This is a genomic window from Nocardia sp. NPDC049737, from assembly GCF_040674755.1.
In the GTDB taxonomy this organism is placed as follows: domain Bacteria; phylum Actinomycetota; class Actinomycetes; order Mycobacteriales; family Mycobacteriaceae; genus Nocardia.
In genome coordinates, this window is record NZ_JBFANH010000002.1 from 136140 (window position 1) to 160821 (window position 24682).

Consider the following 24682-nt stretch of genomic DNA (forward strand, 5'->3'; position numbering starts at 1 on the left):
GCATACGATCGCCAGCGCCGCAATTCACCCGCGCAACCGGGGCATTTCCGACTCGGCAACCTCGGAACGGGCAGGTGACCTGCGCGCGGACTAAAGTTGTGGTCTGGGCGGTTGCAGCGGTCGGATACTGTGGTCCGATCGCGGCGTGGAGAGGTGGTGGCATGACTCAGCATCTGGGCGAGGCGAATGTCGAGCAATCGGCAGGCGCCCCGCAGTCGAATGGTGCGGCCACCCCCGCTGTGACTACGCCGCAACCGCAGGTGAGTGGCAATGCCACACCGTCGCGTCAGCCCGGGACCGCGGCCGCGGTGCCGACCTCCGCCTCGCGGCGGGTGCGCGCCCGGCTGGCCCGGCGCATGACCGGCCAGCGCGGTATCGCGGCGGTCAAACCGGTGCTCGAGCCGCTGGCCAGCGTGCACCGCGAGCTCTATCCGAAGGCGAATCTCACGCTGCTGCAGCGCGCCTTCGACGTCGCCGACGAGCGCCACGCCCACCAGTTCCGCAAATCCGGTGACCCGTACATCACCCACCCGCTCGCGGTCGCGAATATCCTCGCCGAACTCGGCATGGACACCACCACGCTGGTCGCGGCACTGCTGCACGACACCGTGGAGGACACCGGCTACTCGCTCGAGCAGCTGACCGAGGACTTCGGTGCCGAGGTCGCGCATCTGGTCGATGGCGTCACCAAACTCGACAAGGTCAACCTGGGCGCGGCCGCCGAGGCCGAGACCATCCGCAAGATGATCATCGCCATGGCGCGCGACCCTCGCGTCCTGGTGATCAAGGTGGCCGACCGCCTGCACAACATGCGCACCATGCGTTTCCTGCCACCGGAGAAGCAGGCCAAGAAGGCCAAGGAAACCCTGGAGGTGATCGCGCCGCTGGCGCACCGCCTGGGGATGGCCACGGTCAAATGGGAACTCGAGGATCTCGCGTTCGCGATTCTGCATCCGAAGAAGTACGACGAGATCGTGCGCTTGGTCGCCGACCGCGCACCTTCGCGCGATACCTACCTGGCGCGGGTGCGCGCGGAGATCGTGAATACCCTTGCGGCGTCGCGGATCAACGCGATCGTCGAGGGTCGCCCCAAGCACTACTGGTCGATCTACCAGAAGATGATCGTCAAGGGTAAGGACTTCGACGACATCCACGACCTGGTCGGCATCCGCATCCTGTGCGACGAGGTGCGCGACTGCTATGCGGCGGTCGGTGTGGTGCATTCGCTGTGGCAGCCGATGGCGGGCCGGTTCAAGGACTACATCGCCCAGCCGCGCTACGGCGTTTACCAGTCGCTGCACACCACAGTCGTCGGCCCGGACGGTAAGCCGCTGGAAGTGCAGATCCGCACCCAGGACATGCATCGCACCGCCGAATTCGGCATCGCCGCGCACTGGCGCTACAAGGAGACCCGCGGCAAGCATTCCAACGACTCCACCGAAGTCGACGATATGGCGTGGATGCGGCAGCTGCTCGACTGGCAGCGTGAGGCCGCCGACCCGGCCGAATTCCTGGAGTCGCTGCGCTTCGACCTGAAGTCGCCGGAAATCTTCGTCTTCACCCCGAAGGGTGATGTGATCACGTTGCCGCAGAAGTCGACTCCGGTGGATTTCGCGTACGCCGTGCACACCGAAGTCGGGCATCGCTGCATCGGCGCGCGGGTCAACGGCCGCCTGGTCGCACTGGAACGTCAGCTCGAAAACGGTGAGGTCGTCGAGGTATTCACCTCGAAGGCGCAGAACGCCGGACCCAGCCGCGACTGGCAGAACTTCGTGGTCTCTCCGCGCGCCAAGGCCAAGATCCGGCAGTGGTTCGCCAAGGAACGCCGCGAGGAGGCCCTGGAAAGCGGTAAGGAGCAGATCTCCAAGGAGGTCCGCCGCGTCGGGCTGCCGTTGCAGCGATTGATGAGCGTGGACGCGATGACCGCCGTCGCGCACGAACTGCACTACACCGACATCTCCACGCTTTACACCGCCGTCGGCGAGCATCAGGTGTCCGCGCATCACGTCGTGCAGCGGTTGATGGCGCAACTCGGCGGCATCGGTGATGTCGAGAACGAGCTCGCCGAGCGCTCCACCCCGTCGACGACGCCGAGCCGTCAGCGCGTGACCGGTGACGCGGGGGTGCTGATTCCCGGCGCATCGGGCACGGTGGCCAAGCTCGCCAAGTGCTGCACGCCGGTCCCCGGTGACGAGATCATGGGCTTCGTGACCCGCGGCGGCGCGGTGAGCGTGCACCGAACCGACTGCACCAATGCCGGTTCGCTGCGCGAACAGGCCGAGCGCATCATCGACGTGGAGTGGGCGCCGTCGCCGTCCTCGGTCTTCCTGGTCGCCATCCAGATCGAAGCACTCGACCGCACCCGTCTGCTCTCGGATGTGACCAAGGTGCTCGCCGACGAGAAGGTGAATATCCTGTCCGCCTCGGTCGCCACACACGGTGACCGGGTCGCGATCAGCAAGTTCACCTTCGAGATGGGCGATCCGAAACACCTCGGCCACTTGCTGAATGTGGTGCGCAATGTGGAGGGCGTCTACGACGTCTACCGGGTGACCTCGGCCACCTAGAACGCTGCGTCAACCTCGCTGGACGTAGCCGGCGTACCCGTATGGAAGGTTGCGGCTGCGTGCCTGCGCGGCGCAGCGTTCGCTGGAATGCGAAGTCCAGGTTGATGATTCGAATCATCGAAGGGTCGCCGGTGGGTTGCGGGGTGATTTCCTTCGTCGGAAACTTGTCGGAGAATCCTGGACGGCACGCGGTGAACTGCCATGCGCCACTCGGCGGTTCGCGCAAACCTTTCGTCGGAGCCGCAGTAAGAGCCGGAATCTGTTACGGTCTATTGCGTTTCATGGCGTTTAGGTTAGCAGCGGCAACACGAATTGATTGCGGATCGCTATGATGAACTACACGGCACGGATCTCGGGAATGCTGATCGCATTCGCCGTTGCTGTGGCGACCGCAGGGGCCGCCGTAGCGGAGCCATCCGATTCCGCGGGACCGACGACGAACATCACCATCGGTACGTGTCCGGCACTGTACGCCTTGGGAATTCAGGGCACAGGCGAATCGTCACCGGATGCCGCGCCGACCACCGATACCGGCATGCTGTCCACGGTCTTCATGCCGATGCTGGCCGAGGCCGATCCTGGTCTGGTCGACCGCGCTTACGTCCCATACGAATCCGGCTTCGGCGGCGCGACCGCCGGTGGCACGGTGTCGTATGCGGAGTCGGTGATCGGCGGACTGCTCCGGTTGCGCTCGATGGCCCAGGATGTCGCGGCCCGCTGCGCCGAGACCCGGTTGGCGATCGTTGGCTATTCGCAAGGCGCGCATGTGGCCTCGATGTTCGCCCAGGAGGTCGGTCAGGGCCACGGTGTGATCCCGCCCGAGAAGATCGCCGCGGTCGCCTTGTTCGCCGATCCGACCCGCAATCCCGGTGCGCCGCTATTTCCCGGCTCGCCGGGCAAGGCGACCCCGGATCCCGCGCCTGGCACTTCGGGGGACCGGATGGCATCCATCGCGGCCCTGCCGCTGGAGCCCGTGAGTGGCGGCGGTATCGGGCCGGAACGCGATAAGGCCCCGAATTTCGCCGCGCTCACCGGGCGGGTCGCGAGTTTCTGTGCCGCAGGCGATCTCGCGTGCGATGCACCGGAGGGCGCGCCGATCCTGAAGGCAGTCGCCTCTATTGCGGGACAGTCCAAGTTGAGTGGTGGCGACCCGATCACGTCATTGGTGTCGATTTCCCAGGCACTGGCGTACACGTCGATCAAGACTGCCGCCAAAGTCGTCAACGAGGATGTCCAGGGCAACTCCCTCGCGAATTTATCTATTTCACCGCAGAAGTCGATTTCGCAGCGCCTGGCCGATGCCGCAGATCCGCGCACGCCGTTGAATATTCCCGCAGCACTTCAGGCGCTGCTGAAGGTCGGCATGATCGGACTGAATTCGGTCGTGACAGTGGTCAAGTCGGTCATCAATGCTGCCAATATCAGCCAACTGGCGACCGCGGGGCTAACCGATCCGGTCTCCGGAATCCTGCTGTTCGGCACGAAATTGCTGGGCGCGATTCCGCAGCTGGTGCCGCCGACGACCGGTGCCCGATTGGTTACCCAGGCATTCGACGCGGTTGTACAGAACATCACCGATAACAGTGAACTGCTCAATGTGACGACTTGGGTGCGGTATTGGGATACCGTGCAGCGCCACGGCGCCTACAGCACCGCGGCGATCACCGCGACCGGTGCTGCGCCCACCCGATTCGTCGCGGACTGGTTCGCCGCGGCGGCACATGATCTGGCCGACAAATTCGGCAGCGGAGCTGTGCCTATCGGTGGCAGCACAAAATCGAACACCGGATTCTTCGGAGAAAGTTCCGGCGCGTCGACTACGCCGAATTCGTCCGGTACGGGACAATTTCCGTTCGGGACAGGAGCCGATGGCGCCTCATCCGGCGGCGCGACGTCGACTCCGCCCACCGTGGTACCCGGCACCGTAAACAACACCTACCCGTTCTCAACGAACTGATCGCAGAGAGGGTCCGATATGCCTGTGCCTTGCTCTGCGGGAATGGGGGAATGTTGAAGTCGTACAAACAGCTGTCGCGCTGGTACGGCGCGCTGGAGCCGGAGACGGGGGTAGCTGCCGCGCACCCCGATGAGCCGGGATTGCGGGAACCCGGTGACGAAGACGGTGCGCCCCGGTTTCCGCACTACATCCGCGAAGAGGATCCCGACGAGGTGCGCGCGCGTAACGAAGTGCCCGCCGATCTGGCCTCCAATCGCAGCGAATTCACCGGCGGGTGGTCGGATTGGGTGGCCGGGCGCGCCCCCGGTCCCGACGACGACTACATCGGCCCGCGCGATGGCGAACTTGTACAGTTCCCGTGGCCGGAGGACGACGACGACCACGACGATGCGCCGCGCGAACGGTCGACCCACGTGACGCGCGCATTGCGCCAGGAGGCGCGCAATCATCCGGCCGCGCGCCGGGCCCGGGTGCTCGCGGTACTCGTAGTGGCTGTGCTGCTGTTGGCCGCGGCCGCCGCGGGCGCATTGTTCCTCCTACGCTCCTCCGGTGATCGGGCCGCCGCGCCGGTTGTGCCCTCGATGCAATTCACCGCGGGCAGTGTCCAATCCCGTGGCATCGCCGATTGCCCGACCGAACGCGGTGACCGCATCGTGCGCAGTGCCGAACCCGGCGGCGCCGACTCCGGACCGGGTGCGATCCTGGCGTTCCAATACGCCTACTACGTGGAACGTTCCGGCGAGCGGGTCCGGGCGGTGGTGGCACCGGATTCGAATATCTCCTCGGCCACCGTCATCCAGCACGGCATCGACACCATTCCGCTGGGCACCACGCACTGCGTGCGAATCCAGACGATCACCGAAGACCGGTATTCGGTCGAGGTCACCGAATACCGACCCGGCGGCGCGCCCGCCACGTACAACAAGCAGACCGTCACCACGGTGGTGGTCGACGGTCGCACGCTCATCGCGGGCGTCGCGGCCGGATGAATAGGGAGAGCTGATAGCGATGGGAGACGACTGGAGCCGCTGGCTCGACGAGGCGCCCGATGAGGGTGATTCGTCGGACCGGCATGCGCCTTCGAAGGCTCCGGTGGTGCGTCTGCGACGTAAGGGCGGAGACAGCGAATCCGCGGAACCGGCGCAGCGTTCGATTCTGGTGGTCGGTGGCTGCGGTGGTGCGGGAACCACGACCACAGCGTTGGGCTTGGCCGGTGAACTCGGCACGACGGGCACCTCGACGGTGGCGGTGGACGCCACGGCGGCGGGCAGCGATCTGGCGCTGCGCGGGGCCGATGAGCATCTGCATCCGATCAGCCTGCAATCGTGGTTGTACGGGCGTGGCAACGATGAACCGGCGCCGTTGAAGGAGTGTCTGTCGCAGGCGAGTTCGGGCATCGGACTGCTATGGCGCGACGCCGCGCCGTTGCGTCGGCGTGCCACATATCTCACAGTCGCGCGCGCGATCTATGACGCCGGGTACACTGCGGTCTACGACGGCGGCAACCCGATTGCCGGGCGGCAACTGCGGCCGCTGCTGGATGACGCGGATGTTGCTCTGGTACTTGCCATTCCCGCGCGCGCCGATGCCGCGAATCGGCTGCGGGTGACCCTGGAATGGCTCGACGACCAGTTCGGCGATTCGGCCGAGGGGCAGGGCGGTGGCATCGTCGGCGATACCACAATCGTTGTCTCGCACCAACTTCCCGGCGCCGATTCCCATGTTGCTGACCATTTGCGCGAACATCTTTCGGGCTGGGTTCGCGACATCAGGGAGATTCCCTACGATCCGCATCTGGCGCGCGGTGAACTCGTTCGCCACGCATCGCTGGCTTCGGAGACGCGCCGGGCTTATGGGCGGCTGCTCGCCGGAGTGGCATCATGACGGCCGCCATGAAACTTCGTCGCCAGTCCGAAGCCGCCCAGGCCGGTGTGGTCGCCCCACCGGAGTCCCGTCGCGCCCCCATTTGGGACCGTCCCGTACCCGGCGTCGGCCGGGCACCGCTGTGGTGGCTGCTAGGTGTGCACGGCGGTGCCGGAGCCAGCAGCCTCGCGCGTGTGCTTGCGCCCGCGGCGGATTCGGGCCGCCGCTGGCCCGGCGTCTTCGACCGCGAATCGCCCTTCGTTGTCCTGGTGGCCCGCGAGACCATAGCCGGGCTTACCCGCGCACATGATTTGCTGCGCCAACATCATTCGGGTTTCGCCGGGTCCAGCGAGGTCCTCGGACTGGTCACCGTCGCGGCCCGCCCCGGCCGGATGCCCGCCGAAATCCGCCGCTATCGCGATGTGGTCGGCTCCCTGGCCGGTCAAGTCTGGCAGGTTCCGTGGTACGAGGAATGGACCCTCGTCGAACCGGAGTCCCTGCCGATCTGGACCCCGGGCGATGAGATACCGCAGAAGAAGAAGAGGATCGACCCGCTCGAGGAAGTTCCGCTCGAGATCCGGGAACTCGGGGCCGATATTGTTGCGGTCGTGCGCGAAAACCTGGATAGCAGTGCATCTTTCGAAGAGGGCCCGCGTTGACCATCACAACCAAGAAAGGCAGCCGATGAGCATGATTCTGCTTGCCGTGCAGGACACGTACGGCACTGTGCTGGCTCAGGTCGGTAACCCGACACCGGAAGCGCCTCCCGGCTCGGAGAAGATCCTGCAGCTGGTCCGCTACCTCACCTGGTTCGTGTTGCTCTCCGGTATCTGCGGAATCACCTACGCGGGTGGCAAATTCGCGTGGGAGAAGTGGACCGGTGGTGGGCTCGAATCGCCGAAGATGGTGGCCGGAGCCATGATCGGCGGCGTCGTCGCGACGAGCGCGGGCACCATCATGAACGCCGTCATCGGAACCTGATGTACGCGATGGCTACCGTGCGAATGTCGGCGGCGGAACTGCTTGCCTACAAGCAGATGCCCGCCGAAGTGTTGCAACCGCTGATGCAGCTGCTGAACTGGCTGCTCTGGTTCGTGCTGCTGGTGTGCCTGGCGTGGATGATCGTGTCCGCGGGCCGCCTGTGGATCGCGTTCCGGAGCGATCTGGCGATGAACGACGCCTCGCACGGTGTATTGATGAGTCTGCTCGGGGCGGCGGTGGCGAGCACGGCCTCGGGGATCGCGTTGGCGTTCCTGCCGACGTGAACGGGGATGGGGACGGCCCTGGGATGATTTCCACAGTTGTGCGGGAGCAATCCGGCGTGTGGCGGCGCGGCATCCGCAAGCCCGCCGCCGGTGCGGTCGGTGCTGCTCTGCTGCTGGCGGCGGCCGGCTGCGGCGGCGGTGGCGGTGGCGGCAATTCCGGCCCCAACCTGACGGCCGCGCCGACCCATATGCGGTGGCAGCCGTTCCAGGGTGTGGCACTGCCGAGTGCCGACCAGGGGCCGAAGCAGGTATCCGATGGTGCCGCAACGGGTTTCGAGCATTCGCCAGCCGGTGCGGCGCTGGCGGCGATCGTGCACACGGTGCGCTTGTCGGTGGCCGCCGATAGTCAATGGGCCGATATCGTCCGCCAAGAGGTGGTGCCGAACAAGGCCAGAGACGAGTGGGCGGTCAACCGGGTGCAACTGGCGATCACCGGTCCGGCCGCGCCCGAATACGCGCCCAGAGTGCTCGGGTACAAGATCACCGGCTATACCGATGCGGCCTCCGCCGTCGACGTCTATACCGAATATTCGGACAACTCGAAGGCGGTGAACCACACCACTGTCGAATGGTTCGGCAACGACTGGAGATTACGACTGCCGGATCCCGACTCGACCGCCCGGCCCATCGAGGCGGTCGATGGATTGCCCACGGACATAGTGAAATTGGAGGCACCGGCATGAGCGAGCGCAGCGAGCGAATCCTGTCGCAGCGTGCTTCGCTCATGATGGAACCGAGCGCCAGCGAGGCGGAGTCATGAGCGAGAAGGAGTCGTACGCGCGCGATCGCGTCTCCTTCGGTGTCATCGCGTCGGCTGCCGTGCTGGTGCTCATCGTGGTCGTCGGCGTATTCGTGTACGTGAGCCGGGACGACTCGGGTTCGGGTGGCGACAAGGCCGCTGCCGCAGCCAATTCCGGCGGTGAGGGCTTCGCAACTCCCGAGGTCGATATTCTCGGCAGGCGCGTCGATATCCCGAACAACCCTGCCGGACAACCACTTCCGCAGGATCCGACCCGGCAGCGCAGGCCAACGGACGCGGACTGGTTGACCGCGGCGCCCGAGGGCACCACCGCACCGCATGGATGGCAGCGGGTCTACGGCGCCTCGGTCCCGTTCTCCACCTCGGACGGACCGACTCGCATCGAAGACGGTCTGGCCGTGGGCTATTCGCACACCCCGCAGGGCGCGGTGCTCGCGGCGGCCCAGATCACCTACCGTCTCAACGCCCGACCCGCCGACCGTGACCTCTACGTCCGCCAGGTCCGCGTCTCGGCCCAGCAGATCGCGGCCTACGACAAGGCCCTGTCCCAGGATAAACTCCCCGAACAGCAGCCGGAGAAGGTGACCAAGTACTTCGTCGCCTCGGATGCGTTCAAGGTCGAGAACTATGCGGATGATCTGGCGATCATCCAGCTGGCCACCCGTGGCCAGGTGGTCGATGGCAAACAGCTGTGGGCGGCCTTGCGATTGGTGATGATCTGGGACGCGGGGGACTGGCGGCTGAAGCCGGCAACCTCGAACAACCCGCAGACCGAATATGTCGAGTCGTTGAACGGGTGGACCAAATGGTGACCACGGGGCCCGGATCCGGTCCAGGCAAACGTTCGCCGCTCGCGCTGCTGGGCGTCGGAGCAGTGCTTGCCGTGGTCGTCGCGGTCGCTGTGACCGTGGTCGCGATGCGAGACAACGCTGCCGGGGGTGACCAGGTATCGAAGACCGGCACGAGTTCGGGCGGTGCGCCGGTCAGTGCCTCCGACTCCGCGGGCGGCGCCGGATTCAGCGGCTCCGATGTGGATTCGTTCGGCCATCGTTTCGATATTCCGAACATTCCTGCCGGACAACCACTTTCGGATTCCGTGACGCCGCGTCAGCCCGCCGACGGCGACTGGCTGACCGGCACTCCGGCCGGCACGGGTCAGCAGGGCGGTTGGCAGCGTGTGTACAGCGGCCCGGTGATCCCGTTCTCGACCACCGACGGCCCGACCCGCATCGACAACGACATTCCGACCGGATTCAGTCGAACCCCGCAGGGTGCCGCGCTCGCGGCCGAGCAGATCTACTGGCGCACCGTGGCACGTCCGACGGACCGGGCCCTGTGGCAGCAGTTGGTGATCCTGTCCGACCAGGAGCAGGCCGATCGCGACCGAAAGATCGCCGACGGCAAGATCCCCAATGAACTACCCGACAACATCAAACCGTTGTTGTTCGCCTCCGACGCATTCCGAATCGAAAGCTATGGTGACGATTTCGCTGTGGTACGTATCGCCCGCAAGACCCGTGATTTCCTGCACGGCGGGCGCAGCTGGGTAGCCATGAGACTGAATGTGCTCTGGCTCGATGGTGGTTGGAAACTCAAGTCGTCCACGAGTGATGCACAGCCACTCGAGACGATCGACTCGATCGATGGGTGGACAAAATGGTGAGGCGCGTTGTCACGATCCTCGCGGTCATCTTCACTGTCATGATCGCGACACCGACGGTGGCATACGGTCAGACTTACGGATTCGACGATACGTGCAACGAATTGCACGACACGCTCGACAACGTCGGTCTGCCCGGCTTCTCGCTCGGTGACGCCGCATCGGCCGCGTGCAAGGCGGGCAATGCCGCCTCGCACCCGGGCAGCGCCGCGAACGCGGTCAAGGACAAGGCCTGGGATTCGACCTTCGGCAAGGTCGTGGATTCGCTGATGAACGGCCTCGGCGAGGCGATCATGCTTGCGCTGACCTTCTGGATGAAGGTCCCCAATGAGGCGGCCAGCGATTCGGGTTCATTGTTCGTCAAGATCAACGACTACACCTACCAAGCGCAGATATTGCTGCTCATAGCCTCGGTGATCTTGTCCGGCGCCAGATTGGCCGAGGCCAGACGCGGCGCCGTCATGAACGAGGCGGCCGAATCGTTCCGCATGTTCACGCGGGTGGTTTTCAGCTCCTGGATGCTCGGCGCCGTCATCGTCGCGGGCACACAGGCCTCGGATCGCTTCTCCGAGTGGATCATCAACGATTCGACCAATGGCAATGCCAAGGATCTGGCCGAGTTGATGGTGAAAACCAGTAAGCTGCAGGCATTCTCGCCGGGGCTGGTGTTGATCATCGCGATCGTCGGACTGCTCGGCTCGCTGGCACAGATCGTGCTCGCCATCGTGCGTCAGGGTCTGCTGATCATCGCGGCGGGTGTGCTGCCGTTGGCCGCGGCCGCATCCGGGATGAATATCGGCAAGCAGTCGTATCAGAAGCTGATCGGCTGGATCATCGCGTTCATGCTCTGGAAGCCGGTGGCCGCCATCGTCTACATGATCGCGTTCACCACCGCGGGCCATGTGGATTCGCTGACCGATACCGGCGGGCTGCCGGAAGGCGAACAGGCACAACGGATGTTGGTCGCAATCGTGCTGCTGTGCAGTGTCGCCTTCGTGCTGCCCGCGCTGATGCGGTTGGTCACGCCCGCGGTCGCGATCGTGGGTAGCGGTGGTTCCGGTCTCACCGCGGCCGGTGGCGCAGTCGTCGGCGCCATGGCGCTCGGCGCGGTGGGCACCAAGGCAGTCTCGGTCAGGGGAGCCGCACCGGGTTCGGCGGGGTACGTCAGCGGCACATCCGCGGGACCACGCCCGCCTGGCGGCTCCGGTGGCCGCGGCGGTGGTGGCGGCGCTCCGCGTCCGGCGCCGCCACGCGGCGGCGGTGGTGGCGGCGGCGCGGCGGGCGCACCACCGCGCGCCTCCGTCCCACAGGGCGGCTCGGGAGTACCGTCCGGTGCGTCGAGGGCGGTGGGTGCGATCGGTGCGGCCCGCGCCGCGACGTCCCCGCTGAACCGTGCCGATGACGCCATGGGCGATGTGGCGGGCGACCGTTGGGCGAACCGTTCGCCCGACCTCGGGAGGAGCACCATTCCGCGATGACGATGACGACGAGCGATACCTACGAGCGGCGCTCGTACGGACTGTGGCAGAAGCCGCGCAGCGCAGGCCTTTTCGGTCTGCGCTGGGAAGAGACCGTCATCGGCTTTGTCGTCGTGATCACGGCCCTGATCTGTGCCATGGTCGGCGGTTTCAAGTGGGGTCTGATCGTGGGCGGCACCGGAGTGGTCGTGATGGTTCCTCTGGTGTGGCGGACGGGGGGCCGCTCCGGATATGAGAACGGATTGATGATGTTCAACTGGATGCGCTCACGCAACCGCGGTGAGCATGTGTACCGCGGTGGCCGGTTCTCGCGGATTCCTGGCGGTGTCACGCGGCTACCCGGTCTGCTCGCGCCCTCGAAGCTCTACGAGGGCATCGACGCGGGCGGCTACAGCTTCGGCATGATCCACCTACCGCAATTCGCCCAGTACACAGTGGTTTTGCGGGCCTGGCCGCAGGGGCACGAGGCGGTGGATCAGCCGGTCATCGACCGCTGGGTCTCGGCCTGGGGCACCTTCCTCGCCTCGGTCGGCCAGACCAGTGACATCGTCGCCGTCGTCCCGGTGATCGATACCGTGCCCGAGACGGGTAACCGGCTGCTCACCGAGGTTTCCACGATCACCCGCCCGGAAGCGCCGGAGCTGGCGCAGCAGGTGATGTACGAACTCGCCACCGAGCTGCCGCAGGAACGGGTGCAGCTGCTGCCGCGCGTCGCGATCACCTTCAAGGCGACCACCGCCGAGCGCCGCAAGAATCCGGCCGAGGAGGCCGTCGAGATCGGGCGCAGGCTCCCCGGTATCTGTGCCGCGATGGCCGAGGCCGGGGTGCGCGCCCAGCCGATGTCGGCCGATGAGGTCATTTCGTTCATCCGGCGCAGCTACGATCCGGCCTCGCAGGCCGATCTCGAGGTCGCCGCGGGCGAACCCGAAGGGCACGGGCTGGATTGGGCCGATGCCGGGCCGGTCTCGCACGACGAGAAGTGGGATCATCTGGTGCACGATGGCGGCCGCTCGGTCACCTGGGAGATGGACGCCGCACCCGAGGGCGCGGTGGACGAGCGGGTACTGCAGCGGTTGCTCGCGCCGAATCCCGAAGTGCCGCGCAAGCGTATCGCTATCGTGTACCGTCCGCATTCGGCCGCCGACGCCGCCGAAATCGTCGACGACGATTTCAAGAACGCGCTGGTGGCCCAGCAGAGTGAACGCGGTGTCGTCTCGGCGGCCGCGACCCTGCGGGTGGGTGCCACCCAGCAGGCCCGTGAGGAACAAGCCCGGGGTCACGGTGTGACCCGCTTCGGGGCGCTGGTGACCATCACCGAGCCCCTGCGCGGCGATCTGCCGCGCATCGAAGCCATTACCCGCGACCTGTCCACACAGGCGCGGTTGAAGATCCGGCGGTGCTACCGCTACCAGGCGGCGGCCTTCGCGGCCTCGCTCGGCTGCGGGGTGATCCTGCCGGAGCACGCGACAATTCCGAAAGCCTTGGCGGGGTGAGCAATACATGGCAGGTGAGTACGAGCCACCACCCGTGCGAGAACGGGACGATACGCCGGTGCGGCGCAAGCGGCGCCCCGAGGACGCGGCGTGGGAGCGGCCCGCGGACGGAGGCGCTCAGCGGCCCACCGGGGGCCGGGGCGAGCGCTCGGGCATCGAGGAGATGCCCGACCGGGATCGGCGATCCGCGCGGGACCCGGCGCGAGTGAGCGGCGGCGAGCGGACCGGTTTCGGCGAAACGTCCGATCGGGAGCGGCGATCGTCGCGCGATGCGGCCGAACGACGGGCGCGGCCCGGCGCCGCAACCGCGGACGGTGGCCGTGCCGATCGGCCGCACCCTGATCGCGGACGCACCAGGTCCGAAAACAGCCGCAGTGAACGGAATTCGGCCGAGCGTGGCCGTCTCGACGGCGCCAGGACCGCTCGCCCGCGCGATGGCGCACCGCAACGATCGGTACGGGGGGAACGCGTGGCACGACCGGAACGCAATGGCTCGCGGACGAGTCGCGAGGCACAGCGCGCGGCCAAGATCGACTACACCGCCGATCGCGCCATGGGCACCCCGCAGAGGGACAAGGCCGCGCGTCGCGCGAAGGCCAGGTCGGACAAGCGTAAACAGTCCGGTCCACCGCTACTCGACGATGCGACGAGGGCCAAACTCGAGCAGATCAGCCGGGAGGGCACCGGTCTGCGGGCGGCCTTCGCAACCTTTAGGATCCGTACCGACGATATCCGCCGCCGCAATTACGCCGCCCGCGCCGAACAGGTCTTCGAGGACGGATTCGATCGCAGCACAGCCCAACTCACCGATCGCGGCTATATGGGTCCCGGCGGCGGGCGGATGAACGTCGTCGGTCGCCCGGTCGAATACCGGGCCACCACCGCCCAGGTGGCCGGTCTGTGGCCATGGTCGGTCGGCGCGGGTGCGCCGTTGATCGGCACCCCGCTCGGTTCTCATCTGCATACCGGTGCCCCGGTCTGCTTCGACCCGATGAACTGGTTTCTGCGCGGCAGCTTCATCACCGCGCCCAGCCTTTTCGTTCTGGGGCTCAACGGTTTCGGTAAGTCCTCGCTGGTGCGCCGGATCGTGCTCGGCGGTATCGCACAGGGCATCACCCCGCTGATCCTGGCCGACGTGAAACCGGACTACCGCAAGTTGGTCGAACTGGTCGGCGGCCAGGTAATCGACCTCGGTTACGGTCATGGCAAGCTCAACCCGCTCGCCGCTGGTGTGCTCGGTTCGGTCGTGCCGATGTTGGACGAGCTTCCGGCACTGCAACTTCAGGTGCTGCAGGATCTGCGCGCTCGCCAGGTCACGCTCATCGCCGGTCTGGTCGAGCTCGTGCGCGGCGCGCGGGTGCGCGACTACGAGGAGACGCTGATCGCCACCGCACTGCGCATCCTCTACCGACCGGGCAGCGGCTACACGCCCGACCAACCGCCCATCATGGAGAATCTGCTCGAGGTAATCGTCGCCGGTGGTGACGAATTGCAGCTCGATGCGGGCGCCGACGATCCGAACGAATACCAGGTCGCCATCAAGGGCCTGCGCCGCTCGCTGCGCGCGTTGACCCAGGGCCCGTTCGGCGCGATCTTCAACGGGCAGACCACCGTTCCGATCGATACCAGCGCGGTCGCGGTCTGCATCGACGTATCCCACATCCCCACCGGCGATAAGAAACTCAAGGCCGCCGTGATGCTGGCCTGCTGGGCCGACGGTTTCGCCTCGGTGGAGGCCGCGCATGTGCTCGCCGATGCGAAACTCGGCCCGCAGCGCTATTTCCAGGTGGTGATGGACGAGCTGTGGCAGGTGCTCGGTCTCGGCGACTTCATGGTCGACCGGGTCGATGAGCTGACCCGTCTGCAGCGCACCATCGCCACCGCGCTGATCATGATCAGCCACACCATCAAGGACCTGCAAGCACTGGGATCGGAAGCCGCCATCGCGAAGGCGCTCGGCTTCCTCGAACGCGCGCGCGCCAAGATATTCGGCGCGCTGCCCGGCGAGGAGATCAAACGCCTGGACAGCGTGGTTCCGTTCACATCCGCCGAGGAGGAGATGGTGACCGGATGGTCCGCACCGCAAGCGCTGACGGGCGAGGCGCTCAAACCCGGTCAGCTGCGGCCGTCACCGCCGGGTACCGGCAAATTCCTGCTGAAGATCGGTGAGGATCGTCGCCCCGGTATCCCGTTCCATATGGAATTCACCTTGTCCGAGAAGGAGAGTGGGATCCACGAAACCAACCAGCGCTTCTCCGAGTTCACCGAGTCGACTTCGCGTGGTGGCGATTCCCCCAGTGGGAGTGCCGCATGAGGGGGCTCGCACCGCTTGCGACTGCTGGCAGGTCGCTCGAAACAACGCCGCTTGCGACTGCTCGCAGGTCGCTCGAAACAGCACAGCTTTCGACAACGGCGGACGGCTGCGGGAGGTGGGGCGCATGATGCCGCACCGGTCCTATCGGAGAGTGTCGCCGGAAGTGCGCAGGGCCGCGGTCGAGCAGGTGATCGCACTTACCGGCAAACTAAGCAGCGAATCGGAGGCCTGCCGGGTGGTCGCCGAGCAGATCGGCGTGCATACCAACTCGGTGCGCAACTGGGTGCGTGCCGCCGAGGGACCGAGTCTGGAGCGCCTGGACGCGACGGCGCTGCGCCGCAAAGTCGCACTGCTACAACAACAATTGGCCGCCGCCGCGGAGATGAACCGCACCCTGGCCGACACGCTCAACGAATCTCGGCGGCAGAGGTGAACGTGTTCGGTTCGGTCCGCGGTTGTTCGGCGCTGCCGGGGATGCGGTGAACGGGCGGACCCTCCTGTACGTGGCGCTGGGGAGCGTACTCGCGCTGATGACGCTGGTGGTGGTGATCGTGATGCCCGCCGTGGACGACGCCTGTGAGGGCACCTCGGTGATCGTATCGTCGAGTGTGTTGGCGCCGCTCGGCGGATACACGCCGGGTAATTCCCGGGTCGCGGGCTCGCCGACTCCCATGCGTACGACCGGCAATCCGACTGCCACCCAAGCCCATTCGACGGCTACCGGTGCACCGTCGCTGGCCGCAGGCGTCGGCCCGATCCGCCGCACACTGCCGCTGGTCGCAGGCACCTTCACCGTGTCGGACGTATTCGGCGCGCGCGGCGGCAGCCATAAGGGCGTCGACTTCGCCGCGGCCGACGGCACCACCATCTACTCGGTCTCCGACGGACGTGTCGTAGCGGCCGGTCCCGCTTCGGGTTTCGGCAACTGGATCGTCGTCGATTCCGTCGATACCAACGGCCGATCCTATTCGGCCGTGTACGGCCATATGTGGGACAGCGGCGTGCATGTGCACGTCGGCGATAGCGTCGTGGCCGGTCAGCCCATCGCGCAGGTCGGCTCGGCGGGCGAATCCAGCGGCCCCCACCTGCATTTCGAGATCGTGCCCGGCGGACGCTTCACCGGCGGTCGGCAAATCGACCCGCTGCCCTGGCTCGATGGCGCGCCGACTCCGGATGTCGGTGGTGCGCAGGCCTTTTCGTCCGATCCGCGGTGCAGTCGTGGCTTCGGTACCGCGGGCGGTGCGCTGGCCGCAGGCAAGGTGCCGCAGGAACTCGAAATCTGGTATCGCCGTGCGGGTTCCATCTGCCCGCAGATCACCCCGTCGCTGCTGGCCGCGCAGGGCAGGCAGGAGTCCGGATTCCGGCGCGGGGCCGCCTCGCCCGCTGGCGCGCAGGGTCTGGCCCAGTTCCTGCCCGGCACCGCGGCCAGCATCGATCCCGATGACGGTCAGCCCTATGTCATCGATGCCGACGGCAATGGTGTCGCGAGCGTATGGGACGACGGCGACGCGATCATCGGTCAGGGCCGCTATATGTGCGCGATCGCGCACAAGATCATGGCGTGGGAGTCCGAGGGCCGCGTGCAGGGCGATGTGGTCGCACTGACCCTGGCCGCCTACAACGCCGGTGAGGGCGCGGTGCTCGCCTCCGGCGGTATGCCGAACCGGGTGGCCGCGCACTACGCCGAGACCCAGCCCTACGTCGCGAATATCCTTGCGATGGAACCGCAATACCGCGCGCAGGGTTCCAATGGCCGCTTCACCCCGCAGGAGGGTGCGGGCGGCGTCCAGGTCCTCCAGGCGGCCCAGCAATGGATCGGCACGCCGTACGTCTGGGGTGGCGGTGGCCCGCAGGGACCGAGCGGCGGCGGTATGGACGGTCCCGGCCTCACTTCGGCGGCGGTGTTCGCGGCATCGTCGGGCACCGTGACGTTGCCGCGTACGGCCGAACAGCAGTGGGAGGCGGGCGTCGAGGTCTCACTGAGCAAGCTGCAACCGGGTGATCTGGTGTTCAGCTCATTCGGCCCGCGCGGCCCCTCCGAGGTCGGAATCTATTCAGGCAACGGCAGAATGGTCCAATCCGTGCCCGCCGCGTCCGGCCGTTCCAGTGGCGTGACCGAGGTCGCGGTGCCGGGTGACGGCCGCGGGAGGAGGGTGCTGTGAGGACAACCGATACCCCGGCGGACGAACACGCCGAAGCATGTGCGGTGATTGGACCGCACAAGTGTCGGTCCCGGCGGCTAGCCTGGAATAACACGGCGGCGCGAGCGACGGACCCGGAGGCGGTAGCGGAGCGTGAGCACCAAGGGGCCCGCGAACGCCGCAAATCGAACACTGCACGCGCGAAACTGGTGGTGATGCTGGTGGTGAGCGTCGCGATGTCGGGTGCGGGGTGCGCCAGCTCGGATCGGGAGTCGGGTTCCGGTGCGCCGCAGCCGCCCACGTCCACGACCCGATTGCTGGAGGGTGTGCCCGCACCCGATCCGGTGACGCCCGACGGCGTCGCGGTGGCCGCGCTGAAGGAGATCTATTCCTGGCAGCCCGCTACCGAGGCGCAGGGTGCATCGCTGTCGCGTGCGCGGAAATGGCTGGGCCCCAGTCTGGTCCGCATGCTGGACAGCACGCCGGCCGGGATCGAGACACCGAAAGCGACTCTGCAGTGGGCGGACTGGGCCAAAGCGCAGGCACATATCGATGCCTTCGCCTTCGCATCGGGGGAGCGTCCGCCCGCGAGCGCCGATCCGAATGTGCAACAGTTCAAGATCGGGATCGAGCAAACGGTCGTTTACCCGAACGGGCGCAAGGAATCCCTGCCGCCCGCGACGGTCATCGCGACCGTGGTGCGCACATCGGAAGGTTGGCGGCTCGACGCCTTCCGCTGATCTCGCACCAGCGACAATCACATAGCTAGGTCCTAACAGGAGGCAGACATGGCGAAAAAGAAGAAGGTGCAGGATCCGGCCGTGGTCGGACCCGATATCGCCCTCTACATGATCTACGCCGGTTTCGCGACTCTCGGAACCCTGTGGATCGCCTTGCATCTCGGCAACGCGATGGCTGTCACCCCGCAGGACATTCCCATCAACCCGATCGCGATCGTCGCCGATCTGGTCAGGGGAAAATTGCACTGGCCGCGCGCTTCCACGGTGATCGTGCTTGTCGTGATCGCGGCGATCGTGGCCTATGTGGTGGTGCGCAAGCGGCTCGCCGCACGCCGGTCGGTCGGTCGGCTCGCCGTGGACGACAAGGCCGACGTGATGGGAAGCGGCAGTGCCATCAAATCGCTCACCGAGGCGGGGGTGCGGGCGAAGGCCGAAATGCTCGGAGTGCGCCTCGGCTATAACGACAGCCCGGGCGTGCCGATCGGCATCGGCATCGCCGACGGGGTGATGCTCTACGGCTCCTATGAGGATCTGCACCTGGACATCTGGGGTCCGCGACAGGGCAAATCGACCTCCCGGGTGATTCCGGCCATCCTGACCGCGATCGGCCCGGTACTGGCTACCTCGAATAAGCGCGATGTGGTGGACGCGACCCGAGATGTGCGCGAGGCCAAGGGAAGTCGCACCTTCGTCTTCGATCCGCAGGGTGTCGCGGGGGAGGAGCCCACCTGGTTCTGGGATCCACTGACGTGGGTGGACGCCTACCACGACGGTGCGGAGATGCGGGCCGCGCGGCTGGCCGGACACTTCGCCGACGCGGACAACGGTTCCGATGCCAAGGGCGATGTGTTCTTCGATCCGGAGGCCGAGGATCTGCTCGCCGGACTGTTCCTGGCGGCAGCGCTCGGTGGCCGCCCGATCGTCCAGGTCTGGGATTGGGTGACCAACCCCAACGACGCCGAGCCCATCGAGCTGCTGCGCAATGCGAGCAAGCATTACACCGCCTCGGGTCTGGCAATGCAGTACAACGCCGATCCGCGCACCAAGAGCGGCATTTTCGGCACCGCGAAGAAAATGATCCGCTGCCTGCAGCTGTCCAATGTGCACCCGTGGATCCTGCCGGGCGACAACCGCATGCAGTTCGACGAACTCGAATTCATCGAGAACAACGGCACGCTGTACAGCCTCTCGCTGGAGGGCCGCGGTTCGGCGGCGCCGCTGGTCAGTGCGCTCACCGAGGCGGTAGTCGATGTGGCGATGCGCAAGGCCACGCATTCGCCCGGCGGACGGCTGCCGATCCCGATGCTCGCGGTCCTGGACGAGGCGGCGAATGTGGTGCGCTGGAAGGATTTGCCCAAGCAGTACAGCCACTTCGGCTCGCGCGGCATCGTGGTAATGACCGTGCTGCAGTCCTGGGCACAGGGTGCGCGCTGTTGGGGTGATGACGGCATGCTGGCGCTGTGGTCGGCGGCCAATATCAAGGTGCTCGGTCCGGGCGTCGACGATATGAACTTCCTGCGCGACCGCTCCGAGGCGATCGGCGAATACGACGCGATCTCGTCCTCGGTCTCGGAATCCAAAGGCGGCAAGAGCTATTCGCGTTCACTCGGCTCGTCCAAGACGTTCACCGTGAACGCGCTGGCGACGCTGCCGCAGGGCCGCGCGATCGTGTTCACCTCCGGCCAGCCCGCGGTGCTCGTGCGTACCGTCCCCTGGTGGGAGGGCGACTACGCTGACGATGTGAAGAAGTCGATCTCGCACCATCTTCCGGGGCGTAAGACCGAGATCGCCGACCTGCTCGGCTCGCCAAACCTGACCAAGGCTGCTCCGCCACCCGAATACGGTCAAATCGAGGAGGTCCGGCCACTGTGAGCGAGCGGAGCGAGCGAGCCATGAGCACAGCACCATCGGTCGCAGCGGAGCCGAGCGCCAGTGAGGTGCAGCTGTGACCGAACAGCAGGAACAGCCCATGATCTACACCAATGTGGTGGAGTTCGTCGAGAACTATCTCAGCCTGGTGTACCGGCGTCAGGTCACCGACATCAGTGAAACGGTGTGGTGCCCGGAGTGGTGGAAGCATGCCGAGGCGGTGGCGCGACTAGATGCGCTCTGGCGCGCATGGGAGCATTACCGACTCGAGCCGAGCACCGGATTGAGCATCTGGTTCCTCGATCACGCCGATCCGCATATGACCAAACTCTTCGATCCCCGTGGACCGTTCAAGTACTGCAGTGTCCGCAACGGTCACAAGGACATGCTGAGCCCGCTGCCGCTGAAGTCCCCGGCCCAGGGGCTGTTCGGCGATCCGACCGTCGGCGACTTCCGCATCTGAGAAGAGCCGAAAACGTCGAAACGCCCGCTGATTTCAGCGGGCGTTTTCGGTTCGGGGCTTCGGCTACTGTCGGACGCGTTCCAAACCGCGTGCGTCTTGTTCCCGACCTCGGCCGGCGGCCGCGCGGGCGGCTTCGTCGCGAATGCGTACCGCTTCTTCGGGCGGTTGCCCCTGGCCTACCTCGATGAGCATTCGCACCGCCGCCAGTTCCGGTGCGATACCGATCCGGGCGAGATGCGCCGCGATCGCCTGCCGACGTTCCTGGGAGTCGTAACGAACGAGCGGTTTGGATTGAGCCGACGCCGTCGCGGCCATTCGGCTCGCTTCGGCCTGTGCCGAGAACCGATCCTTCTCCAACGAAATACCTTTGGCCGGAACCGATTTCTCGACCATGCGAGCCAGTTCGAGATTGCGTGGGTCTTTCGCCTTGGCGTCACGAGCCTCACGGATCTGAAGTTCCCGGGCTTCCTTGATGCGGGCCTCGGTGATCTTGACGCGGGCTTCGGCTTCTTTCTGACCACGCTCGCGGGTCCGCAGTGCGACAAGGGTCGCTAGCTGCAACATTGTCCTCATCATGGCCGCGGTTTCCCGGCCGATGTCGTCCAGTTCCTCGGACATGGCTGCTCCCCGATGCTGCAGTGATCACTATGGTTGTTGTGGTGCTTCGTCACGGACGCCGCCACGGCGAACTGTAGTGCGCCATGGCGGTGCCCCGCCTGCAAACGTGGACACCCAGAGGACTCGTCTCGTGGCATTCCCGGTGGGGATCGTCCGGTCAGGGATGACTACGCTACGCGTTCTCCTTCATTCGAGATTACCCGAGAAAGCTCGGCACCAACCGTGTGGCCGTGCCGCTTAACAGCATATATCGCACAATTCCGGCGGGTAGGGGAAAGCTTCGGAGGATCTCCGGTCTTAGCGCAACCTTACCGAACGATTAGGGTCGCCTACCCTCGCTTGTTCCGGAATGGGCCCGGGCTCATTGTGCGCAGTGGGTTCGAACGAAACGAGTATCCGGATCGGGCGTGTCGCTTCAGTCGATACGGACCGACTGGATGGTTACCGGGAGGTTGGGCTTGCCGTCGCCCTGGCCATTGGAGTTGTCCTGACCGCCAGCGGCGATCTTGTCCAGCGTGCCCATGCTGTCCGGATCGACGGTGCCGAAGATGGTGTAGTTCGGCGGCAGCTGCGAATCTCCGTAGACGATGAAGAACTGACTACCGTTGGTGCCGCCGCCGGTGACGGGATCCGGTCCCGCATTGGCCATGGCGAGCGCGCCGCGCTTGTAATCCATGGGCTGCTGCAATGCGGGGTCGGCGGGGTTGTAGCGATTGGTCGGGTACTCGTTGTCGAACTGGTAGCCCGGACCGCCCGTGCCGGTGCCGGTCGGGTCACCGCACTGCAGCACTTTCAGGCCCTCGTCCGCGGTCATGCGGTGGCAGATGGTGTTGTCGAAGTAGCCCTGACCGCCCAGGCTGGCGAAGCTGTTCACGGTGCACGGCGCCTTGGCGTTGTCCAGGGTCAGGCCGATGGGGCCCTGAGTGGTCTCCATACTGACGCTGAGGCTCGCGTTGTCGCCGGTGTTCTCGATGCCGCTGGTACGCGGCTTGTTCACCTGCTTATCGGCGGGCTTCTGACTATCGCGATAGTCGCAGCTGATGGCCGCGGGCTTGTCGTCACTCTTGGTCAAGAAGTAGACGCCGACGGCAGCCGCCGCCACGACCACCACGCCGAGCGCCGATCCGGCGATCATGAGTCGCTTGCGCTTGCGCGCCTGATCGGCCCGGTTGGCCAGCTGGCGTTCCAGCTTGCGTTTCGCCGCTGCCCGTCGCTGTTCGTTGCTCGGCACTACCACGTTCCTCCCGTATCCGTTACGTACGGCACAGGATTGTGCCATCTATTCCTGAGACTGCTCAGCAGGCCATTTCGACCAGTCGTGACGCTGTACAAAACCGGCTGATCCTTTCGAGCGACCTACATGCAGCCGCGAGCGGCGGCAAACCGGTTGGACTTGACGGGTCATAGTGGTGGAAACTGGACCATCGTGACCAAGACCAGCAGCTTCTCCGCCCCGAAGGGGGTTCCGGATTACGTGCCACCCGGTTCGGCCGAGTTCGTCGCGGTGCGCGACGGCTTGATCCGCGCCGCCCGACTCGCCGGGTACGGGCATGTGGAGCTGCCGATCTTCGAGGACACCGCGTTGTTCGCGCGGGGCGTCGGTGAATCCACCGATGTGGTGACCAAGGAGATGTATACCTTCGCCGACCGCGGCGATCGTAGTGTCACGTTGCGACCGGAGGGCACTGCGGGCGTCATGCGCGCGGTCATCGAACACGGACTCGACCGGGGCCAACTGCCGGTGAAGCTCGTGTACTCGGGTCCGTTCTTTCGCTATGAGCGCCCGCAGGCCGGTCGGTACCGACAGCTGCAGCAGGTCGGCGTCGAGGCGATCGGTATCGATGATCCGGCGTTGGATGCCGAGGTGATCGCGATCGCCGACGCCGGATATCGCGGACTCGGGCTCGATGGTTTCCGGCTGGAGATCACCTCGCTCGGTGACGAGACCTGTCGCCCGCAGTATCGAGAGCTGTTGCAGGAGTTTCTTTTCGGGCTGCCGCTAGATGAGGAGACCAAACGGCGGGCACAGCTGAATCCGCTGCGGGTGCTCGACGACAAGCGACCCGAGGTCCGCGAGATGACCGCGAATGCGCCGCTGATGATCGATCACCTGTCGGAGTCGGCGAAGACGCACTTCGAGCAGGTGCTCGGATATCTGGACGCGCTCGGCGTGGCTTATGTAGTGAACCCGCGGATGGTGCGCGGCCTGGACTACTACACGAAGACGACCTTCGAATTCGTGCACGACGGGCTCGGGGCGCAGTCGGGTATCGGCGGCGGCGGACGCTATGACGGGTTGATGGCCGAGTTGGGCGGACAACCGTTGTCCGGCATCGGATTCGGGCTCGGAGTTGACCGCACCATTCTGGCGCTGCGGGCCGAGGGCAAGTCGGCGGGCGATCCGGCGCGATGCGAGGTCTACGGCGTATCACTGGGCGATGCGGCCAAGCAGCGTTTGGTCGTACTCGCGGCACAGCTGCGGGCGGCGGGCATTCGGGTCGATCTGGCCTATGGCGGTCGGGGCGTCAAGGGGTCGCTGAAGGCCGCGGATAAGTCCGGTGCCAGATTCACTCTGGTCCTCGGTGACCGTGACCTGGCCGAGAGCACCATCGGCCTGAAGGATATGGCCACCGGTGACCAGCGTCAGATCCCACTGGACGAGACGGTGGCCGCCGTCGCCGCCGCGTTGCGCACGGGCGAGTAGTACGGTGCCGGGGTACACCCGCACCAAGACGAACGGGCAGCCGTGCCTGTAGAACCCACGAATCCCGGCGCAGCCCAACCGGTTCCGACGGTCGGACTCGATCTCGTCGCACCAGAAACCTACGCACCCATGCTGCGGCGACTGGCCCTCGCCGCGGCAGGCGTGGGTATCGGTGCCGCATTGCTCGCGGCGCTGCTGGTGCCGTGGTCGATCGCGATCGCGATCGGTCTCGTCGTCGGTGCACCCACCGTCGCCTATGCCATAGCGCTGCGGCGGCGACGGATGTGGTTGGCCGGGACCACGATTCACGCGCGGCGGGTGATCGGCGAGCGTCGGGTCGATATCGCGGCCGCCAACGGCGTCGAAATCCTCATTTATCCGGCCCGTTTGAGCCGCATCGTCGTGCGGGTGACCGCAGGCGCAGACTCACAGGTCATCCCGCTGGCGATGTACACCGACGCGGGCAGCGGCCGCGAACTCCACCTCCTCGGCCTCCGCAAACTGGCCGACGCACTGGCCGCGAGCGAACTCGCCGCGGCCGTAGCGGTTTCGACCATGCTCGTCCATCAACTGCGCGCCGAAGCCCGAGATGCCGGACTGGAGGAGCGACCTTTGTACCGCGCGGTTCGGCTGGCCCGGGCGAAGGACTACATTTCGCCCATCGTCCTGACCGATCAGGAAGTCGCGGGGCTGTGCTGATGCGCGAGACGCGTTGCGCGACACGTGAATCGGCGTGCAATGTGAGATCGCATGCGATGCGCGGTTGCGTGCTGCGCTGAACATTCGCGCC

The 24682-nt window shown here is 66.1% G+C and carries 22 protein-coding genes; 20 read left to right on the top strand and 2 right to left on the bottom strand.

The window, feature by feature from the left end:
• Positions 1–161: 161 nt before the first annotated feature.
• The 18 genes from AB0J47_RS03570 to AB0J47_RS03655 all read left to right on the top strand — a co-directional run bounded on the left by AB0J47_RS03570 (position 162) and on the right by AB0J47_RS03655 (position 20570).
• The gene (locus AB0J47_RS03570; RefSeq protein WP_364340078.1) at positions 162–2567 is read left to right on the top strand and encodes a RelA/SpoT family protein; all 2406 of its coding nucleotides are present in this window, start codon (positions 162–164) and stop codon (positions 2565–2567) included.
• A gap of 331 nt (positions 2568–2898) precedes the next feature.
• Positions 2899–4524 carry a cutinase family protein gene (locus tag AB0J47_RS03575; protein WP_364340080.1) on the top strand — a complete coding sequence of 542 codons (1626 nt, stop codon included), beginning with the start codon at positions 2899–2901 and terminating at the stop codon, positions 4522–4524.
• Between the two features lie 50 nt (positions 4525–4574).
• Positions 4575–5513, top strand: a complete 939-nt coding sequence (locus AB0J47_RS03580) for a hypothetical protein (protein WP_364340082.1) — start codon at positions 4575–4577, stop codon at positions 5511–5513.
• A gap of 19 nt (positions 5514–5532) precedes the next feature.
• Positions 5533–6408 carry a hypothetical protein gene (locus AB0J47_RS03585; RefSeq protein WP_364340083.1) on the top strand — a complete coding sequence of 292 codons (876 nt, stop codon included), beginning with the start codon at positions 5533–5535 and terminating at the stop codon, positions 6406–6408.
• Positions 6405–7046: a DUF6668 family protein gene (locus AB0J47_RS03590; RefSeq protein WP_364340085.1), complete on the top strand. Its 642-nt coding sequence runs from the start codon at positions 6405–6407 to the stop codon at positions 7044–7046. Before AB0J47_RS03585 ends, AB0J47_RS03590 begins: the two co-directional genes overlap by 4 nt.
• 25 nt (positions 7047–7071) lie before the next feature.
• Positions 7072–7368, top strand: a complete 297-nt coding sequence (locus tag AB0J47_RS03595) for a hypothetical protein (RefSeq protein ID WP_040692318.1) — start codon at positions 7072–7074, stop codon at positions 7366–7368.
• An 8-nt stretch (positions 7369–7376) separates the two neighbouring features.
• Positions 7377–7652, top strand: coding sequence for a hypothetical protein (locus AB0J47_RS03600; RefSeq protein ID WP_245567243.1), 276 nt, complete (start codon positions 7377–7379; stop codon positions 7650–7652).
• Between the two features lie 23 nt (positions 7653–7675).
• Positions 7676–8335 (top strand): hypothetical protein, encoded by a 660-nt coding sequence (locus tag AB0J47_RS03605; protein ID WP_364340088.1) that lies wholly within the window; start codon positions 7676–7678, stop codon positions 8333–8335.
• A 73-nt stretch (positions 8336–8408) separates the two neighbouring features.
• The gene (locus tag AB0J47_RS03610) at positions 8409–9224 is read left to right on the top strand and encodes a hypothetical protein (RefSeq protein ID WP_364340090.1); all 816 of its coding nucleotides are present in this window, start codon (positions 8409–8411) and stop codon (positions 9222–9224) included.
• The gene (locus AB0J47_RS03615) at positions 9218–10075 is read left to right on the top strand and encodes a hypothetical protein (RefSeq protein ID WP_364340092.1); all 858 of its coding nucleotides are present in this window, start codon (positions 9218–9220) and stop codon (positions 10073–10075) included. Before AB0J47_RS03610 ends, AB0J47_RS03615 begins: the two co-directional genes overlap by 7 nt.
• Positions 10069–11550 (top strand): hypothetical protein, encoded by a 1482-nt coding sequence (locus AB0J47_RS03620; RefSeq protein ID WP_364340094.1) that lies wholly within the window; start codon positions 10069–10071, stop codon positions 11548–11550. Before AB0J47_RS03615 ends, AB0J47_RS03620 begins: the two co-directional genes overlap by 7 nt.
• Positions 11547–13043, top strand: coding sequence for an SCO6880 family protein (locus AB0J47_RS03625; RefSeq protein WP_364340096.1), 1497 nt, complete (start codon positions 11547–11549; stop codon positions 13041–13043). The genes AB0J47_RS03620 and AB0J47_RS03625 overlap by 4 nt, the downstream gene beginning before the upstream one ends.
• A gap of 7 nt (positions 13044–13050) precedes the next feature.
• Positions 13051–15357: a hypothetical protein gene (locus AB0J47_RS03630; RefSeq protein WP_364340098.1), complete on the top strand. Its 2307-nt coding sequence runs from the start codon at positions 13051–13053 to the stop codon at positions 15355–15357.
• A gap of 124 nt (positions 15358–15481) precedes the next feature.
• Positions 15482–15790, top strand: a complete 309-nt coding sequence (locus AB0J47_RS03635) for a transposase (protein WP_364340100.1) — start codon at positions 15482–15484, stop codon at positions 15788–15790.
• Positions 15791–15860: 70 nt separating this feature from the next.
• Positions 15861–17519 (top strand): peptidoglycan DD-metalloendopeptidase family protein, encoded by a 1659-nt coding sequence (locus AB0J47_RS03640; RefSeq protein ID WP_364340102.1) that lies wholly within the window; start codon positions 15861–15863, stop codon positions 17517–17519.
• Complete coding sequence (locus AB0J47_RS03645; RefSeq protein ID WP_364340104.1) at positions 17516–18238, top strand: hypothetical protein; 723 nt, start codon at positions 17516–17518, stop codon at positions 18236–18238. Before AB0J47_RS03640 ends, AB0J47_RS03645 begins: the two co-directional genes overlap by 4 nt.
• Before the next feature lie 48 nt (positions 18239–18286).
• A complete protein-coding gene (locus AB0J47_RS03650) occupies positions 18287–20110 on the top strand; it encodes a TraM recognition domain-containing protein (RefSeq protein WP_364340106.1) in 1824 nt (607 codons plus the stop codon).
• A gap of 73 nt (positions 20111–20183) precedes the next feature.
• Positions 20184–20570, top strand: coding sequence for a DUF4913 domain-containing protein (locus tag AB0J47_RS03655; protein ID WP_364340108.1), 387 nt, complete (start codon positions 20184–20186; stop codon positions 20568–20570).
• Between the two features lie 63 nt (positions 20571–20633).
• On the opposite strand, the gene AB0J47_RS03660 is transcribed toward AB0J47_RS03655, so the two are convergent.
• Together AB0J47_RS03660 and AB0J47_RS03665 are read right to left on the bottom strand one after the other, a co-directional pair.
• Positions 20634–21188, bottom strand: a complete 555-nt coding sequence (locus AB0J47_RS03660) for a hypothetical protein (protein ID WP_364340110.1) — start codon at positions 21186–21188, stop codon at positions 20634–20636.
• 415 nt (positions 21189–21603) lie between these two features.
• Positions 21604–22419 (bottom strand): peptidylprolyl isomerase, encoded by an 816-nt coding sequence (locus AB0J47_RS03665; RefSeq protein WP_364340112.1) that lies wholly within the window; start codon positions 22417–22419, stop codon positions 21604–21606.
• A gap of 195 nt (positions 22420–22614) precedes the next feature.
• On the opposite strand from AB0J47_RS03665, the gene hisS reads away from it, so the two are divergent.
• Positions 22615–23892, top strand: coding sequence for a histidine--tRNA ligase (hisS, locus tag AB0J47_RS03670; RefSeq protein WP_364340114.1), 1278 nt, complete (start codon positions 22615–22617; stop codon positions 23890–23892).
• Between the two features lie 42 nt (positions 23893–23934).
• Positions 23935–24591, top strand: coding sequence for a hypothetical protein (locus AB0J47_RS03675; protein WP_364340116.1), 657 nt, complete (start codon positions 23935–23937; stop codon positions 24589–24591).
• Positions 24592–24682 lie beyond the last annotated feature (91 nt).